A 17221-nucleotide genomic window follows, 5' to 3' on the forward strand; every position below is an offset into this window, starting at 1 on the left:
AGCGGGACGCTCGCGTTCCGGAAGATGCTGAGGGCGTTCGAGCTTGCGATCGCCCAGCTCGGCGACCCCAAGCTGCGCGTCGTCATATGGCAGTCGCTCGCGCTGTCGGTGGTCCTCCAGGCCGCCATTGGCGTGCTCGCCTGGTGGGCGTTGCAGCGCTACGCGACCGTCGACATCGGCTGGGTGAACAGCCTGATCCAGTGGCTGGGCGGCGCGGCCGTCACGGCGCTGGCGCTGATGCTGTTCCCGGCAAGCTTCGGCATCGTGATCTCGATCTTCATCGAGCGCATCGCCGACATCGTCGAGGCCAGGCATTACCCGCACCTCGGGCCGGCGCGCGGCATCTCGATCTGGACCGGCGTGTGGACCGGGCTGGTGTTCCTGGTCGCGGTCGTGGCGCTCAACCTGGTGATGCTGCCGTTCTACATCGTGGCGATCTTCGTCGCGGGCCTGGGCGCCGTGCTGTTCTACGCCATCAACGGCTGGCTGACCGGACGAATGTACTACGAGCAGGTGGCACTGCGCCGGCGCAACCCGGCCGAGGTCAAGGCCTGGCGCCGGGCCAACGGCTGGGTGTTGTGGGCCACCGGAGCGGTCATCGTCTTCCTGGGCACGATCCCGATCCTCAACCTGATCGTGCCGGTGCTGGGGACAGCCGCCATGGTGCATGTGGCACAAACGCTCAAACCGCCCGACGGCCCCGGCTTGCCCTTTCGCCCCCCGGCCGGGCAGCGCTAATCTCGCCGGTATGATACCGGCACTCTGGGTGGTTGTGACCGCCTTCCTGCTCGCAGGCTGCGTCGAATCGGCGCCGCAATATTCACTGGCAGGCGGTGAGACCGGCGTCTTCCGTTCCGCCAATCCGGGCCGCGCGATTCCCGTCAGCCAGATCACGGGAATGGACGAGCGCCAGATCGCCGCCACTTTCGGTCCCCCCAAGCTCGACCGCCGAGACGCCTCGACCCGGGTGCTTCGTTACAGTTCCGATGGCTGCGTGCTGTTCATTTACGTGAACGGTACCCAGGCCCAGTATGCCGACGCCTACGATCCACAGATGCGGCCGATCCCGGCCGACCGGTGCGCCGGCTCGGTCGCGGCGCAGAAGCGCAGCGCCTGACCGCTCAGTGACAGCCGAGGCATGTGAGCGGTGCCTTGGCCGAAGGATCGGCACGGCGGCGTAAGGCGGCCGTCGCGTAGGGCGTGCTCGGCAGGTCGCTTACGATGCGATCGAGATAGGGCGTCGCCTTGGCACCGTCGCCGAGCTGCAGCCATCCGTCGGCGAGCGCGCCCAGCAGCTCGCCGCGACCATGCGTGCCGATCGTACGTGCGTCGCTCTTCGATAGGGCGAATCCGACATCATTGAGCGCGATGCGCGTCAGCCGGTCCGCCTCGGCCGCGTTGAACGGGCGGATGCCGCGCGCGAACGGCAGCAGGCCCGTCGCGCGCGCCCACGATCACCGCCGCGGTCGGTCGATCGATGCCGGCGAGAAGTTTGCGCCACGGACGGCTGAGCTGCATGCCGCCCCGCGGCCGGAAGTAATAAACCGCCGTGCGGCCGTCGCTCGGCTCTGCCGCCATCGCGAAGCAAACCACGGACCCTGGAACCACGGCAGGCCGACCGCATCGAACAAGGACAGCGCAATCAGGCGCGGCACCGCCACGCTCACCCGGCCGCCAGCGTTGGGCCGCCTCGCGACGGCTCAGCCTCTCAATCCGAACCGATTGGCGGACTCGCCCATACAATTCCACGCTCGTCATCTGCCGCCCCTAGCATCTGCTGCAAAGGGCTATCTGCCGGCGCTCCTTTGCTCTGGCGCGACCAGACTTTCTAGCCGCTTCACCGAGGGATTTTCTCTCCGGCGCTTACACTTTCGCCGATGCCGGGAGGCCATATCAGTCAGCCGGAACGGCGGCGTGGTGGCCCTCGGTACGGGGGAACCGATCAGCACTCATAGGCGCCGTTCGCACATCGACGCGCCGTGCGACGCGCCACACCCGCGACGCTGACGGGCGTGAGCGGGCGCCCCACCACCGCGTGGGCACTGGCGATCACGCCCTGGAAGTCCGGCACCGCCGCACGTCCCACGATCTCGATCCCGCCAAGGACGACGAGGCCCATCACCGCCACGAAGCCGATTGATCTGAGGATACTCATTTCTGGCCTCCAAGGATGAAGTTGCTCGGGAATTCACTCATGTCCTTTATGGACTTCAGCTCCTCCAGGGAGACCTGCTTGGCACCAGGGGGAGCCTTGACGACAAAGGCGCCATCCACGGCCGCACCACCGGATTGCCAGGCGCCAAACTGGATGGTGTAGGAGGGATAGCCCGCGACCAGTTTGGAGGTGATCACGTATTTGCATGGAAAGGGGCGGCTGCCTTGGGCGATCCAGATCTGCCAGTCGACCTCCTTGCCGCGGAAGGCCAGGTGGTCGCACTCAGTGCCGCCGATGACGCCGCTGCCAAGATCCTTGGCCTCGGTCACATCTGCTATCAGCTCTGAATAGGCATTGGTCAGCAGCAAGTCGGCGGCCGGCAGCGGACGATTGTACTGGTTCTGCAGCACGTCGACCAGCTGATCCACCGTACCTGGGATAGGCAACTGCAGGTAGATGTTCTTGGTCTTGCCGATGATCGTCATCGTCTTGCCGTCGAAGATCGTCTCGATGTCGGCAAAGCCGCCCGTACGCGTGGCTGCGATCCGGTCGGGACGGGCAACTGCCACCCGCCCGGAATTGGCGATCTGCAGCTTCTCGCCGTCCTTTGTCACCGCCTCGATACTGGCGTCGTAGCGGACGGAGAACTCCTTCTGCGCCGCCATGTAGTCGGTCATGGCCTTGAGCATCGCCTTCGCTTCCGTCTCTCCGGCTAACGCGGCACAGGGGGCGGTGGCCGCGGCGGCCGCGGCGGCCAAGGAGGCCAGCGCCGCTCGCATCACGACTTTCCTGACGCGGCCTTTGCCTGCATGGATGTCGGTGATTGGCATGATTGGCCTCATTTTGTAGTGCCTTGATCAACCGTGCTGGATCGCGCGCCTGACTTGTGAGCAATAGAGCCGGATGCGGGTGAGACGAACTCTCACCCCGTCTGCTGCGGCGCTTGGCGTCGCCCGCAGCACAGCGAGCGGGCGCCCAAGCGTTGCGCACCCGACCGCAAAACACTCTTCTCATGCGACGGCCGGCAGGACCGGTGAGGCGGGCAGCTCAACGGCTGCCGGCTAGCCGCTTGGCGTACTCGAGCAACGCCTCCTGCTTCGGAAGTGCCTCTGTCGCGTAACGGCGTAGAGGGCCGCTTTTGCCGTTCCCTGAATAGGCGCCGTACTGAGCGACAGTCACAGTTTGCACACGCAGCTGCGCAGCGGCGAAAGCGGTGTCGAACTCCGCGCCCTGAAGCGATTTAAGGCGCGTCATCGCATCTTCTGATATCGCCCTGACCTCCTCGTCGGGCGCCATCGACACACCCGCTTCGGATCGATTTCTGCTCAAGGATTGCGCGGCTGCCGTATGTTCGGCAATCGCGCGCGTGGCATAGCCACGGACGAGTTCATTCGAAGACTTGGTGAGTGCCAGTTGGCCTGACTGGATTTCGAAGTCGTTGACGGTCTCGGCGAACCCGACAAACCGCGCGTCGGGCAGCGCATCCACGGCGAATGCGACGCTGGAGATGGGCGCGACGGCAACGGCAATAAGAAAAGTGCGACGAGCAATCGGGGTCATGAGCGTCTCCTGTTTCTCGTTGAGCGCGCCGACTGTCACCCACAGTGCTAACGCAGGTAGGTGCATTGCCAGCTTGTGCTTGTAGTCCGAAGAACTGGACGCCCGCATTGATGAAAATCAACCTGCATCCTTCGAGGCGGCCCCCGACCGAAGTTGTCTTGGCTTCAATCGAGGGCCTTGCCGCCGGCCGGGGAGTGCGTCAGCCGGCGGGTACACGGATGGTACACATCAGGGATGACGGCCGCACTATCAAAGGTTGAAGAAGACCTTGATTTTTCTCAATGAAGGAAAACTGAAATTGAGATCGGCCGATCTTGTTTCCGTCGATCAGTTGCCGGTTTTTCGACTTTCTGCGCGAGACCATCCGAATCAGTGCTACGCCGTTGGTGTGGATGCTGCAGGCCTTTGGTCCGGATACGCCCGCGCGGTGAATGTGCGACTTGATCGAGTGACGTACACCTTGTCGCCCTTGTCGCAGACCGGGCAAAGTAGCCATCGTTCATGATGAACGAGAGTGTACCGCGGTACGGCCAGTTGTCGGGATCAGGTTGTGGCTTGGGGAGAGGGTGGAGCTTATGGGCATCGGCCGCCCCCTTGCCCAGCTCGGCCTGAGCTCGCGCCTTAAGCCACCGCATCGTCTCGACTGCGAGGGAACTTGATCGCGAGGATCTTATGGCGATCGACTGATAAATCGACCTGTCGATCAGTTTCTGGACGCTGCCCGCGGACTTCCACATCTCCGCCGCAGCCCTTCAACTGCATCAAAGCAGCCTGCGCTGAACCGCGAGCGCTGCGCGGACACAAGCCTGGCCCGTCGAGATATGGTAGCTGGACCGCCGCCAGCAGCCGGCGGTCGAGGTTCGCTCTTCCTCCCGCAACGCAGAGTGACGATCATCGCAAAGCGTTATCCGGTCGAGGTACAGCTTGTATTGCCTTTACCGCCACAGCCGCGACCAGTCCTGTCAGCAGTACACCGGAAAATCCAATGACGATGGCGAGCAGCTGCGTCAAAGGCTGTCGTGGAGTGAGGTCTCCGTAGCCGATCGTCAGGCCAGTGACGTAGGCAAAGTAGACGCCCTGCCAAATGCTCCACCCTTCCAGTACCGCGACCAGCGCGCCCACGCCGGCTTTGAAGACCAGCAATCCGGACAGGATCGGCCACGTCACTGTCAAACCTTGGGCAAGCGCGGCCAGGAACGACCCACGCACTGCTCTCGAGTTCATGCTCGTCATTTTTCGCTTCCGTGAGGATCAATGCGCATGATGGGCTGCCACCACTCCACGAGCGACAAGCCGCCAATCGCGTAGCCCGAGGCAAGAATGACGTTCAGCAGGCGGCTTACGAACGCCTCGCCGCTGCTGCCCGGTAGGGGTGACAGTCCGAGGCCCAGCAAAAGGACAAAGGTCCCGAGGGCCACGACATATACCGATGCACGATCGCCCGCGGTCACGATCCGGCCGGCGAAGATCAGGGTGGCGGCAAGGCACACGACGACGAAGAAGGGTAGCGTGCCGCCGAGCAGGATAAGGTTGTAGGTGAGCCCTGCCGCCACGCCGGCAATCAGGTTGCCGAGGATCAGGCCTAGGACTGCTCCCCGCCCTTGCTGACGATCGGACAGCCGCAGCAGCGTGAGGACGACGATCAACACCACGACGGCGGCCTCCGTGGCGTTGAGGACATACGAGGTCAGAAGCGGCATCAGGATCATCGTATCGAGCAGGGCGTGCCGCGCCGCGGCGACGGGCCGATCCAACGGGAAGGCGGTAGCGCGCTTTGCCGTGATCGGTTCGAGCGCAGGCGCCGGGAACGCCGCATGCGCGGCCCAGGTTGTGAGCAGCGCGACGAAGCCCGCCGTCACCAACGTCGCCGCAAACGAGCCCGCACCGTCGGGCGAGAGGACGGCGACGATCGGAAGCGACACGGCCGAGATCTGGGGAAGGAGTGTTGCCAGCTCCGGTGCACCGCGCCGGTGCGCATAGAACGACAGGTAAAGGACGAGCATCAGCGCCAGGATCATCACTTCCGGATTGCTGATCACCAACGTCGAGAGCAGCAGAACCGCGGCCGTCGACACCGCGATCAGAACGACGACGACGACGCCCTCGGCAAGGCTGGGGGGTCGTGGCGTCTTGACCAGCATGTTCGCGGCCAGCATGGGCGCGAGAAAGGTCGCGTCCCAGTCGAGCGCCTCCACCACCGCGAAGCAGGTCGTCACGCCGAAGGCGAGCCGCAACGCGGCGCGCCTTGCACCTTCGGCGGCGCGGCCGGCCCTGCCGTCGGTAGCGGCTGCGTTACTGGACATAGGCCAGCACGGCGGCGATGCGCATTCTGACGCGGCCGATGGCGTTCATGACCAGGTCGTTGCCGGGGTACACCATGACCTTGGCCTGCGAGCCGACCCTCGGTCCCATGGGCCGTGACTGCGGGTCGAACTCGATCCGCACCGGCATAGGCTGCGGCGGGCGGATCCAGCCGCTCTGGCTGCGCGGATTCGGCAAGCCGGTGCGGGCGTCAACGTCGCGGTTTCCGACGCCATAGCCCATCGCCGAAACCCGCCCGCCGAGGATCCTGCCGGGCAGGAGATCGAGCACGATCTCGACGCGATCGCCAACATGGATGTTCTCCAGGCTGATCTCACGGAAGGCCGCCTCGATCCAGACTTCCCGGGTGTCGATGTAGGTCATTGCCGCTTCGCCCTTCGACAGCACCTGCCCGGTGCCGAGCGACAAGTTGGTCACGCCGCCTTCCGACGGTGCGAACACAGTGGTGCGCTGGAGATCGAGGTTGGCCTGAGCCAGAACAGCCATGGCTTCGCGGATCTGCGGATTGTCGGCGCCCTGGGGACCGAGGGTTTGCCGGGCCCTTTCGAGTTCGGCTTCGGCCTGGGCGACGATCGCCTCGGCGGCATCGAGCGTCGCCTGTGCCTGCGTCCGGCGCGATTCGGGATGGACCCCCTTCCTGACCAGCTCGAAGGTGCGCCTCGTCTGGTCACGTGCGTTTTCGCGGCCGGCGATGGCCTCGACGAGCTTCCCTTGCGCCGTTGCGACCGCGGCGGTTGACGCTCCGATTGACTGTCCGACGGTTTCGAGCTGTGCCTCGGCGCGCCGAACCGCCAGCATGTACTGGTCGGGATCGATGCGGAACAGGGCGGCACCGGGTTCCACGCGCTGATCCGTGCCTACACCGATTTCGATCACTCGGCCGCCGACCTCGGGGGCGATCTTCACAAGATACGCCTGCACAAGAGCTTGCGCCGTGTAAGGCGTAACACGGTCGGCGGCGATGCCGTAGAAGAAGAGCACAGCCCCAATCGCCATGACGATCAACGTCAGGCGGCGCACGGGGTTTGCTGGCGGTTGCATCTTGGCAGCCTGCGTGGGGCCTGAAGGCTCCGATGCTACTTGCTCTTCCGCCATAGGGCAGTCCCCGGTTCGCTGTTCCTGGGCGCCAAGCGACAGTAACATGCCGAGTGAGCGCGCCAGAATGCTATCTGTTGGACGTCACCCGGGGCGAGCGGGACCCGAACACGTCTACGGAGACGAGCTAGCGCTGCTCGCGCCAGAGGTCGAGTTTCTCCTGGACCGGCCGGTCGGAGAAGGAAAACAGCACCGCCTCGGTCGACGGCTTGTGCACGACCTTCGCCCAGCTCGGCACCACGAAGTGGTCGCGCTTCTTCCAGCGCAGGACCTTGTCGCCGACGACGCTCTCACCCTCGCCTTCGACGACGGAGAACACCGTGCCGTCGGTGCTGCGGTAGGGCGCGGTCTCGAACCCCTGCGGCAGGAGCTGCATGTAGGTGCCCATGGTCGCGATCGGGGCACCGCCGCTTGCCGGGTTCACGTAGCGCAGCTTGTAGCCGTGGCAGGCGTCGGGCGGCCCGGCCTTGGCGAGTCCGGCCAAGGCTTCACGGGTGCGCGAATAGGGGTAGTTGAAGATCGGCGAGGTCTGCCTTGCCGGCTTCCAATCGACCGGCAGGAGGCCGCTGGCGAACTTCGCGTCCGACGTGCCCTCGGGCGTGGTTACCGCCTGCTCGTCCTCGGCGCCGGGTTCGGCGAAGCCCGCGTTGAACATCGCGACCAGCGGGATATCGAGCCCGTCGAGCCACACCATCGGCTTGGACGAATCGTTGCCGTGGTCGTGCCAGGTCCAGGTCGGCGTGATCACGAAGTCGCCCTCGTGCATGATCGTGCGCTCGCCGTCGACGGCGGTGTAGGCGCCCTCGCCCTCGACGATGAAGCGCAGCGCGGACTGGGTGTGGCGATGCGCCGGCGCGACCTCGCCCGGCAGGATGAGCTGCAGCCCGGCATAAAGGGTCGGCGTGATGCAGGCGCTGCCCGGCATCGATGGGTTCTCGAGGATCAGCACCCGCCGCACCGCCTCCCTGGCGGTGATCAGCGTGCCCGATTCCATCAAAAACGGCCGCACCTTGTCGTAGTCCCACGCCGCCGGCACATATTTCGGCGCGGGCGCAGGCGGCACGAGCTGGTGCAGTGATTCCCACAGCGGCGCCATCGAGAGGCCGCCGATCCGCTCGTAGAAGTCGCGGCGGGCGTTGTTGCGCGTGGCGCTTGCGTCCATGGCGCGGCCTATTCGGCGGCAGCGCGCATCGAGAGGCCGAGCCGTTGCGCGGCGCGCGCGTGGCAGGCCTCGGAGAAGGCATCGAACAGCTTCATCGACAGCGGGTTCTCGAGCGCCCGATGCTCGGGGTGCCACTGCAGTGCCAGCGCGAAGGCCGGCGCATCCGGTACGCTGAAGGCCTCGACCTGGCCGTCGTCGGCCACCGCCTCGAGCCGCGCCCGCGGCGCGAGGCGGTCGACGCCCTGGGCATGCAGCGAGTTCACCCGCGCCCTGCGCGCGCCCACAAGGCGATGCAACAGCCCGCCTTCGAGAATCTCGATGTCGTGTGCCAGCGAATAGTTGACGTCGGTGTCCTGCGTCTTGGGCGAGCGATGGTCGCGCCGGCCGGGCACCTCGTGCACCAGCTGGTGCAGGGTGCCGCCCAGCGCCACGTTCACTTCCTGCGCGCCGCGGCAGATCGCGATCAGCGGCACGGCATGGTCAATCGCATGTCGGATCAGCGGCAGGATGGTCGCATCGCGCGCCGCATCGTGTGCAGTGCCTGTGCGGCTCGGCTCGCCCTCGTAGTGGTGCGGCTCGACATTGGACGGACTGCCGGTCAGCAGCAGCCCATCCATCGTGTCGAGCAGGCGGTCGAGCGCCTCCGTCATGCCCCGGTCGTCGAACTCCCGGCCGAAAGCCGGAATGATGACCGGCAGGCCGCCGACCGCCCGAATCGCCGCCTGAACATATTTGTCGCCGACCGAGTGAACCCAGCCGCGGCCATTGTCCTTCAGGCAGGCCGACACGCCGATCAGCGGGCGTAGTCTTCCATGAGTCATGATTTTATCATCGCGCTACGCCGTAAGATTGGCAATTGTCGGCGGCCTGCGCCTGCCCGCGCCTTGTGCAGTCCTGCCGTGCATGGTACCGCCCCGACCCATGTCGATCCCTCCTTCGTCTACCCCCACCCCGCCGCCGCAGCCGGCTCCCGCCAGCCCGCTCACCTTGCATGGCCAGTACATCAAGGACCTGAGCTTCGAGAACCCGCGCGCGCCGCAGAGCCTGATCGAGCAGAAGCAGCCGCAGCTCACCCTCAACGTGAACGTCGCCACCCGGCAGTTCGAGCCCAAGACCTTCGAGGTCGCGCTGACCATCGAAGCCTCGGCCGTGACGCCGGAGAAGGAGCCACTGTTCATGCTCGAGCTGGTCTATGCCGGCACGGTCACCGTCGGCGAGGTGCCTCAGGACGCCTTCGGTCCGCTGCTGCTGATAGAAACGCCGCGACTGCTCTTCCCCTTCGCCCGCGCCATCGTCGCAAACTGCACCCGCGAGGCCGGTTTCCCGCCGCTCAACATCGCGCCGGTGGACTTCGTGGCGCTCTACCGCCAGCAGCTCGATGCGAGCAAGGGCCAGATCCCCGGCCTCAGCGGAAACGGCCCGGTCGGCCACGCCTGAGCCGCAGGAAGTGGGCGGAGTCTCGGGACTGCGGCGGGAGTCGCTGCCCAAGAGACTGTGATTACTTGATCTGAGGCGGCGACGCGCCCCGGGGCGTTTCAGTTTACCACCGCCGAAGACATCGACCCGCCGAGGAAAAAGCCGGGATTGTCATCGTCTTACGGACCGCGGCGTCTCGCTCGCGGACGTAAGCGCATGAGCACCTGCTTCTTTGGTGAGGCGTACCGGAGCAACCGTCACTCGGTCGGGCGTCCTGCCGGTGACTTATCGTGCCTGCAAGCCTTCACACGACTTGCAATGTACCGGTTTCGACGTGCAGATTGTGCCCGCGATATCGCCATCCTCGCCGAAGGGTGCCTCGCAGCGTTCGTTGCGTCCCGCGTAGCCGTGCGTGTGCTCGAACCGGGAGGAAACAGAACATGAAATACAGCGCGATGCTTGCTGCCCTGGGAGTCCTCGGGGCCGGAGCGGCGGTTGCCCAGCAGCAGCCGATCAAGATTGGCGTCCTCTATCCCCTGACCGGCGGCGGCGCCGTCTACGGCGTGCCGGCGATGGTGGGCCATCAGCTCGCCATCGAGGAACTGAACGCCAAGGGTGGCATCATGGGCCGCAAGATCGAATCGATCGAGCGCGACGACAAGCTGAACCCGGCGAGCGCTTCGTCGACCATGAAAGAGCTGATCACCAAGGACAAGGTCGACATCGTGCTCGGCGGGCTGTCCTCGGCGGTCGGCCTCGCCATGTCGGAGCTCAGCAAGCAGGAGAAGGTCGTCTACATATCGACCATCCCCAAGACCATCCAGATGACGACCGACAAGCTGCACAAGTACGTCTTCCGCACTTCCGCCAACACCGACCAGGAAGGCGACACCATGGCGATGCTGGCGGGCAAGAACAAGCTCGCCAAGATCTGCCATCTCGAGCTCGACTATGCCTACGGCAACGACCTCGAGGCGGGCATCCTGAAGGCGCTGCCGAAGTACGCTCCCGACGCCAAGGTGGTGCTGACGCTGAAGCCCAAGCTCGGCGCCACCGACTTCAACCCGTTCATCCCGCAGGTCATGGCCTCCGGCTGCGACGGCGTGCTGTCGGGCCTGTGGGGGCCGCACTTCGTGTCGTGGGTCAAGCAGGCCAAGCCGCTTGGCTTCTTCGACAAGATCAAGTGGATCTCCGGCGGTGAGATCGGCAGCCACGAGATCGCCGGCGAGCTCAAGGGCGACTACCCCGACAACGTGATCTCGAATGCCTACGAGCTCTGGTACACCAGCAACGACCCCTCCCATAAGGATTTCCAGGCCCGGCTCGCCAAGAAGCTCAACACCCAGGAGACGCCGCAATGGGCGGCGCTGGGCTATATCGGCGTGATGTATGCCGCGGCGGCGATGGAAAAAGCCAAATCGACCGATGCCGACAAGGTTTCGGCCGCACTCGAGGGGCTGACGATCGGCACGCCGGTCGGGAAGCTCACCATCGACCCGAAGAGCCACCAGGCCAACATCGGCCAGTTCTGGGGACCGATGGTCAAGAAGCCCGATCGTGCCTACCGCATGATGGAGCCGGCGGAATACATCCAGCCCAAGTGACGCCAATCCAGGTGACAACGGAACCGCGAGAGAACGCGGCGTAGTGGTTATTCCGAGCGGGCCGCTCCGCTCGGGATAGTGGGGGAGAGGTTGGCCCGATGACACTCACCATGTTCACGCTGAACGCGTTCTATGGCCTCGCGCTGGCGATGAACATGTTCATCATCGCCTCGGGCCTCAACCTGATCTTCGGCGTGCTGCGGGTCATCAATTTCGCGCACGGCATGTTCTACATGTTCGGCGCGTACGTCACCTTCACGGTGACCAAGAGCTGGGGCGCGCCCTTCTTCGTCGGCGTGCTCGCCGCGGCCGCGAGCCTGGCGGTGATCGCTCTGGTGATCGAACGCCTGATGCTGAAGCACCTCTATGGCAAGGAGCACCTGATGCAGCTCCTGTTCACCTTCGCGATCGTGCTGCTGATGAGCGATGCCGCGAAGATGATCTGGGGCACCGACCAGTATTCGGTCGGCTATCCGCCGGGGCTGGGCGGCGCGGTGAACCTGGGGTTCGTCGTCCTGCCGCAGTACCAGCTGTTCCTGTGCGTCGTCGGGCCGCTGATCGCGATCGCCATGTGGCTGCTGGTCGATCGCACGCGCTGGGGGCGCATCGTGCGCGCCGCCACGCAGGACCGCGAGATGCTGGCCGCCCTCGGCGTCAACGTGCCGATGGTCTATGCTGCGGTGTTTACCATCGGCTCGGCGCTGGCCGGGGTCGGCGGCGCTCTGGCGGCGCCGCGTGTGGCGCTGGTGCCGGGCATGGACGCCACCATCATCAACGAGTGCTTCATCATCGTCATCATCGGCGGGCTGGGCAACCTGTGGGGCAGCTTCCTGGGGGCGCTGGCCTTCGGCCTCGTCGTGCAGTTCGGCACGGTGCTGGCGCCCAACTGGCAGGACGTCCTGCCCTACCTGCTGATGCTGGTGGTGCTGATCATCCGGCCGTGGGGCCTGCTCGGCCGTCCGGAGTCCACATGAGCCTGGCGGAGTGAGCATGCCCGAACGCCGCCATCTGATCGCCTCGGCGGTCGTCGTCTTCCTGCTGGCGCTGCTACCGTTGTCGGGCAGCCGCTATGCCGTCGACGTCGCGACCGAGGTGTTGATCTACGTGCTCTTCGCGCTCAGCCTCAATGTGCTGATCGGCTTCACCGGCAACATCTCGTTCGGCCACGCCGCCTACTTCGCGATCGGCGGCTATGCCTGTGCCATCCTGCTCACCACCTATGGCTGGCCGCTGCTCTTCGCCCTGCCGGCGGCGGTGGTGCTGGCCGGGATGGTGGCCGCGTTCGTCGGCTATTTCTGCGTGCGGCTGACGCAGATCTACTTCGCCATGCTGACGCTCGCCTTCGCCATGCTGGTGTGGGGCGTCGCCTTCAAGTGGAAGGAGGTCACCGGCGGCGACGACGGCTTCACCGGCATCAAGCTGCCCGCCGTGCTCGCCGACCACACGAGCTACTTCTACTTCACCCTGGCCGTGGTGGCTGCGGGGATCGCCGCCCTCTGGACGATCTGCCATTCGGCCTTCGGCCTCACCCTGATCGCGGTGCGCGAAAACAGCGTGCGCACCGGCTTCATCGGCGTCGACACGCGCCGCATGCGCTGGGCGGCCTTCACCGTCGCCGGCACCTTCGGCGGGCTCGCGGGGGCTCTGTTCGGCATGTACCACCGCGGCATGTACATCGAGAACGCCTACTGGACCGAATCGGCGCAGGTGCTGATCATGGTGCTGCTGGGCGGCATCTATTCCTTCGTCGGGCCGATCATCGGTGCCGCCGTGCTCTACCTGCTGCAGATCTTCACCAACCAGTACACGCCGTACTGGCCGACGGTGCTCGGCCTCATCCTCCTGGTGATCGTGCTGGTGCTGCCCGACGGGCTGATCGGCCTGGTGGCCCGCGTCAGGGCGTACCGGAAGGCGTGGCAGCGGACATGAGCACCATGCTGCGCCCAATGCTGCAGATAGGAGGACTCTGGAAGGCCTTCGCCGGCTTCGTCGCCACGCGCGACGTGTCGCTCGACTTGGCGGCCGGCGAAACCCATGCCGTCATCGGGCCCAACGGCGCCGGCAAGACGACCTTCTTCAACCTCATCACCGGCCATCTCAGGCCCGACCGCGGCTCGGTATCGTTCGAGGGCCGCGATCTGGTCGGCCTGCCGCCGCAGAAGATCGTGCGGCTGGGCATCGCCCGCTCGTTCCAGCGCATCAACATCTATCCCAGGCTCACCGTGTTCGAGAACGTCCAGGTGGCGTTGATCGCCCACGAGCGCCAGCAGTGGAACCTGTTCCGGCCCGGCCGCTCGCTCTATCGCGAGGGGACGCAGGAACTCCTGGCCTTGGTGGGGCTCGCGGGTGAAGCGAGGGAAACCGCCGGCGAGCTGAGCTATGGCAAGCAGAAGCAGCTCGAGCTCGCGATCGCGCTCGCCTCCCAGCCGCGCCTGCTGCTGCTCGACGAGCCGACCGCCGGCATGTCGCCGCAGGAGACAGCCGAGACCATCGCCTCCGTACGCGACATCGTGAAGGCGCGCGGGCTCACCCTGCTGTTCACCGAGCACGACATGGCCGTGGTGTTCGGCATCGCCGAGCGCATCTCGGTGCTGCATCACGGCGAGATCATCGCCTCCGGCGAGCCGGAGACCGTGCGCAACGATCCCGAGGTCCGGCGGGTCTATCTCGGGGAGGGAGGTCATGGCTGACCTGGCTGTCGAGGCCATCCACACCGCCTACGGGCTGAGCCGGGTCCTGTTCGGCGTGTCGCTCGAGGTCCATGCCGGCGAGTGCATCGCCCTGATCGGCCGCAACGGTGTCGGCAAGACCACGACCATGCGCTCGATCATCGGCCTGACGCCGCCGGCCAGCGGCCGGGTGGTATGGAAGGGGCGGGACATCGCCCGGCTCGGGCCGCACCGCATCTGCCGCATGGGTATCGGCTTCGTGCCCGAGGACCGCCGCATCTTCCCGGAGCTCACGGTCTGGGAGAACCTCGACATCGCGCGGCGCCCCGGCCCGGACGGTAAGACGACGTGGCGCGAGGACCAGGTGTTCGCGCTGTTCCCCGACCTCCGGGAGATCCGCGACCGGCGCGGCGGCGTGCTGTCGGGCGGCCAGCAACAGATGCTGACCATCGCACGCACCCTGATGGGCAACCCGGAGCTGCTGCTGCTCGACGAGCCGTCGGAGGGGCTGGCGCCGCTGATCGTCGCACAGCTCCTGCAGCGCGTGGCGGAGCTCAAGGCGACCGGACTGTCGATCGTGCTGGCCGAGCAGAACCTGCAATTCGTGATGGCGCTCGCCGACCGCGTCTACATCCTGGAGAAGGGCGAGGTCCGCTTTACCGGCACCCCGGCCGACCTGCAGGCCGACAAGAGCATCGTCCAGCGGTTCCTGACGGTGTGAAGCCAACCCTGCGAGGTCGTCATGAAGATCACCAAGGTCGAGACGTTTCTGGTGCGCTGGGGCGATGTCGCCCGGCTATCGACCGAGGCCACCTTCGGTTCGGCGACCGCCGTCGTCGCCATCCATGCCGACGGAATGGTCGGCTACGGCGAGGCTTCGCCCATGCAGGGCGGTGTCGCGTCGCTCGGCGTGATCGCCCGCGACATGGCCCCCGCGCTGATCGCTGCCGACGTGCTCGACCACGCCGTCGTCTGCGATCGGCTGCTGCACAAGCTGATCAAGCTCGGTCCGGACGGGATCGTGACCGGCGCCCTGGCGGCCGTCGACATCGCCCTGTGGGACCTCAAGGGGAAGGCGTTCCGGCAGCCGATCTACAAGCTGCTCGGCGGCGCGTGGCGCACGCGCATCCCGTTCTACGCCTCGATCGGCGGCAACGCGACGCGGGACGTCGATGGCGTGGTGAAGACGGTCGCGGCCCGGCTCGAGGCGGAACAGCCGTCGGCGATCAAGATCCGGTGGGACGGCACGCGATCTGAGATCGATCGCGACATCGCCGGAGACATCGCCAAGGCAAAGGCCGTGCGCAAGCTGGTGGGCGACGGCTTCCCGTTGGCATTCGACGCCAACAACCGCTACTCGATCGGCGCGGCGATCCGGGTCGGGCGCGCGCTCGAGGAACTCGGCTACATCTGGTTCGAGGAGCCCGTCGAGTACTATCACCCCAAGGCGATGGGGGAGGTCGCGCAGCGGCTGGACATCACGGTGTCGGCCGGCGAGCAGTCCTACACGCTGCAGTCCGTCGCGGCGCTGATCGACAGCGGCGTCAGGATGGTCCAGCCCGACATCGTGAAGATGGGTGGCGTGACCGGCCTGATGCAGTGCGCCGCGCTCTGCCACGCCCATGGTGTCGAGTTCGTTCCGCACCAGACGCAGCCGTCGATCGGCAACGCCGCGAACCTGCACGTGCTGTCGACCTTCATGCACGCGACCAAGCCGGCCGAGCTCGCCGACGGCTGGTCGCGCGTCTCGGACACGTTCGTCGACGCACCCAAGCCCGATGGCGGATGCCTGGTCGTACCGGACGGACCGGGCCTCGGCCTTGCGATCGATAACGCGATGCTGGCGCGTCGCCGCGTCGATCTCAGTGGTTGAGCGGCGGTGTCCGCCGCGTCCGCAGGAACTGCCACGGGCGGTGCTTGTTCTGCCCGGCGGCGTCCCACATGATTCTCGGATCGAAGGCTTCGGCGCCCAGGATGGTGATGATGACCACGCCGCAAAAGGCGACGGCGCCGATGCCAGGGGCGATGTTGACCACTGCGCCGAACTGGACCAGCGCCCCCAGGAGGGATTCCATGAAGATGTCGACCATCGACCAACGGCCGATCCATGCGACGATGTAGTAGAGCTTCGTGCGCTCCCTGAGCAGGCGGCTGGCGCCGACCTCGGTGGTGACCAGCATCACCGCCATCAGCATGACGGCGAGCCCGGCCAGCTTGAGCACCGGCACCATCACGCTGGCGACGAACACCAGGATCGCCAGCGGATACATGCGCGAGGCGATCAGCTCGACGATGCCGTCAATGATGGTGCTGGGCTCGCCGGAGCCGGCCTGGATCACGGTCAGCACCGGATAGACGTTGGCCGGGATGTAGAGGATCGACGCCGCGATGATGTAGGCCCAGGTGCGGTTGAGCGCATCCGGCTTGCGCGGATGCAGTGCCGCGCCGCAGCGCAGGCAGGAGCCATGCCCGGCACCCTCGCGGTGGGCGCCGTCATGCGCCGCCACCAAGCCGCAGGACTCGCACGCCACCATGCCGGGATGGAAGACCAGCGAGCGATTCTCGGGCAGCGGCGCTCGGGTCTGGCCGCTCCGTTCGATCGCCTCCCATACCGCGTCGGGGTCGACCGCCGTGTCGGCCCACAGCGCGGTGATCGTCAGCAGGCCGAGCGCCCAGACGGCGGGCCCGACCTCGATATGGACCAGGTCGCCGAGCTTGGTGAAGGCCACGAACACGCCGAGCAGCAGCACTTCCAGCATCGCCCAGATGCCCATCGTGCGGGCGAAGCGGAAAACCCGGCCCAGATAGGGGAACGGCGTTCGCGCCCGCGCGCCGACCAGCACGTAGAGCATTCCGGCGTACTTGCCGAGCGGGGCGATCGCGGTGGTAAAGGCCACGACCAGCGCCAGAGGCCACAGGCCGTGGCGCACCAGCTCGAGCGGCCCCGATTCCAGTTTCGTATCGTGCACGATGCCGGCGGTCGAGACCGTCATCAGCATGGTGGTCCACAGCACCACGAACAGCACCAGCGTGGCGGCGTTGAGCGCGATCCCGCGGCCGAACGAATCGGTGCGCGTGCGGCGCAACGAGGTGCCGCAGCGTGCGCAATCCGCGCGCTGGTCGGGCCCGAGCGCCGGCACGATCTGGAACATGCCGCAGCCGAAGCACTCGCGCAGCTCAGGGTGGGTGACGGGCGGCTCGGCCTCGGTCGCGGGGGCCGCAGTCGGCGATGCCACGA

Annotated in this window: 18 protein-coding genes; 9 read left to right on the forward strand and 9 right to left on the reverse strand. The window is 66.2% G+C overall.

The window, feature by feature from the left end:
- Nucleotides 1–24 precede the first annotated feature (24 nt).
- Together ACQY8M_RS03560 and ACQY8M_RS03565 are read left to right on the forward strand one after the other, a co-directional pair.
- Entirely contained in the window at nucleotides 25–738 is a 714-nt protein-coding gene (locus ACQY8M_RS03560) for an EI24 domain-containing protein (protein ID WP_428669109.1), read from the forward strand.
- A 28-nt stretch (nucleotides 739–766) separates the two neighbouring features.
- Entirely contained in the window at nucleotides 767–1117 is a 351-nt protein-coding gene (locus ACQY8M_RS03565) for a hypothetical protein (protein ID WP_428669110.1), read from the forward strand.
- Nucleotides 1118–1942: 825 nt separating this feature from the next.
- On the opposite strand, the gene ACQY8M_RS03570 is transcribed toward ACQY8M_RS03565, so the two are convergent.
- From ACQY8M_RS03570 to ACQY8M_RS03605, 8 genes are all read right to left on the reverse strand, one after another.
- Complete coding sequence (locus tag ACQY8M_RS03570; RefSeq protein WP_428669111.1) at nucleotides 1943–2155, reverse strand: hypothetical protein; 213 nt, start codon at nucleotides 2153–2155, stop codon at nucleotides 1943–1945.
- Nucleotides 2152–2985 carry a DUF2092 domain-containing protein gene (locus tag ACQY8M_RS03575; RefSeq protein ID WP_428669112.1) on the reverse strand — a complete coding sequence of 278 codons (834 nt, stop codon included), beginning with the start codon at nucleotides 2983–2985 and terminating at the stop codon, nucleotides 2152–2154. The genes ACQY8M_RS03570 and ACQY8M_RS03575 overlap by 4 nt, the downstream gene beginning before the upstream one ends.
- Before the next feature lie 217 nt (nucleotides 2986–3202).
- The gene (locus ACQY8M_RS03580) at nucleotides 3203–3715 is read right to left on the reverse strand and encodes a DUF4142 domain-containing protein (protein WP_428669113.1); all 513 of its coding nucleotides are present in this window, start codon (nucleotides 3713–3715) and stop codon (nucleotides 3203–3205) included.
- An 891-nt stretch (nucleotides 3716–4606) separates the two neighbouring features.
- On the reverse strand, nucleotides 4607–4948 hold the full coding sequence (locus tag ACQY8M_RS03585; protein ID WP_428669114.1) for a potassium channel family protein: 342 nt from the start codon (nucleotides 4946–4948) through the stop codon (nucleotides 4607–4609).
- Nucleotides 4945–6018 (reverse strand): DUF2955 domain-containing protein, encoded by a 1074-nt coding sequence (locus tag ACQY8M_RS03590; RefSeq protein WP_428669115.1) that lies wholly within the window; start codon nucleotides 6016–6018, stop codon nucleotides 4945–4947. Before ACQY8M_RS03590 ends, ACQY8M_RS03585 begins: the two co-directional genes overlap by 4 nt.
- Entirely contained in the window at nucleotides 6008–7057 is a 1050-nt protein-coding gene (locus ACQY8M_RS03595) for an HlyD family secretion protein (RefSeq protein WP_428669116.1), read from the reverse strand. Before ACQY8M_RS03595 ends, ACQY8M_RS03590 begins: the two co-directional genes overlap by 11 nt.
- Before the next feature lie 202 nt (nucleotides 7058–7259).
- Nucleotides 7260–8294 carry a gentisate 1,2-dioxygenase gene (gene gtdA / locus ACQY8M_RS03600; RefSeq protein ID WP_428669117.1) on the reverse strand — a complete coding sequence of 345 codons (1035 nt, stop codon included), beginning with the start codon at nucleotides 8292–8294 and terminating at the stop codon, nucleotides 7260–7262.
- Between the two features lie 8 nt (nucleotides 8295–8302).
- Nucleotides 8303–9115, reverse strand: coding sequence for a gamma-glutamyl-gamma-aminobutyrate hydrolase family protein (locus tag ACQY8M_RS03605; RefSeq protein ID WP_428669118.1), 813 nt, complete (start codon nucleotides 9113–9115; stop codon nucleotides 8303–8305).
- 100 nt (nucleotides 9116–9215) lie between these two features.
- Here ACQY8M_RS03605 and secB point away from each other — a divergent pair, with 100 nt between their 5' ends.
- From secB to ACQY8M_RS03640, 7 genes are all read left to right on the forward strand, one after another.
- Nucleotides 9216–9731, forward strand: coding sequence for a protein-export chaperone SecB (gene secB, locus ACQY8M_RS03610; RefSeq protein ID WP_428669119.1), 516 nt, complete (start codon nucleotides 9216–9218; stop codon nucleotides 9729–9731).
- 419 nt (nucleotides 9732–10150) lie between these two features.
- The gene (locus ACQY8M_RS03615; protein ID WP_428669120.1) at nucleotides 10151–11314 is read left to right on the forward strand and encodes an ABC transporter substrate-binding protein; all 1164 of its coding nucleotides are present in this window, start codon (nucleotides 10151–10153) and stop codon (nucleotides 11312–11314) included.
- A 98-nt stretch (nucleotides 11315–11412) separates the two neighbouring features.
- Nucleotides 11413–12288 (forward strand): branched-chain amino acid ABC transporter permease, encoded by an 876-nt coding sequence (locus ACQY8M_RS03620; RefSeq protein ID WP_428669121.1) that lies wholly within the window; start codon nucleotides 11413–11415, stop codon nucleotides 12286–12288.
- 16 nt (nucleotides 12289–12304) lie between these two features.
- The gene (locus ACQY8M_RS03625; protein WP_428669122.1) at nucleotides 12305–13243 is read left to right on the forward strand and encodes a branched-chain amino acid ABC transporter permease; all 939 of its coding nucleotides are present in this window, start codon (nucleotides 12305–12307) and stop codon (nucleotides 13241–13243) included.
- Nucleotides 13240–14004 (forward strand): ABC transporter ATP-binding protein, encoded by a 765-nt coding sequence (locus tag ACQY8M_RS03630; RefSeq protein ID WP_428669123.1) that lies wholly within the window; start codon nucleotides 13240–13242, stop codon nucleotides 14002–14004. The genes ACQY8M_RS03625 and ACQY8M_RS03630 overlap by 4 nt, the downstream gene beginning before the upstream one ends.
- Complete coding sequence (locus tag ACQY8M_RS03635; protein WP_428669124.1) at nucleotides 13997–14704, forward strand: ABC transporter ATP-binding protein; 708 nt, start codon at nucleotides 13997–13999, stop codon at nucleotides 14702–14704. The genes ACQY8M_RS03630 and ACQY8M_RS03635 overlap by 8 nt, the downstream gene beginning before the upstream one ends.
- Nucleotides 14705–14725: 21 nt before the next feature.
- A complete protein-coding gene (locus ACQY8M_RS03640; protein WP_428669125.1) occupies nucleotides 14726–15856 on the forward strand; it encodes a mandelate racemase/muconate lactonizing enzyme family protein in 1131 nt (376 codons plus the stop codon).
- On the opposite strand, the gene ACQY8M_RS03645 is transcribed toward ACQY8M_RS03640, so the two are convergent.
- A complete protein-coding gene (locus ACQY8M_RS03645; protein WP_428669126.1) occupies nucleotides 15846–17219 on the reverse strand; it encodes a paraquat-inducible protein A in 1374 nt (457 codons plus the stop codon). The two genes, ACQY8M_RS03640 and ACQY8M_RS03645, sit on opposite strands and share 11 nt — an antisense overlap.
- Between the last annotated feature and the right edge of the window lie 2 nt (nucleotides 17220–17221).

The sequence above is a fragment of the Reyranella sp. genome, assembly GCF_965279465.1.
In the GTDB taxonomy this organism is placed as follows: Bacteria; Pseudomonadota; Alphaproteobacteria; order Reyranellales; family Reyranellaceae; genus Reyranella.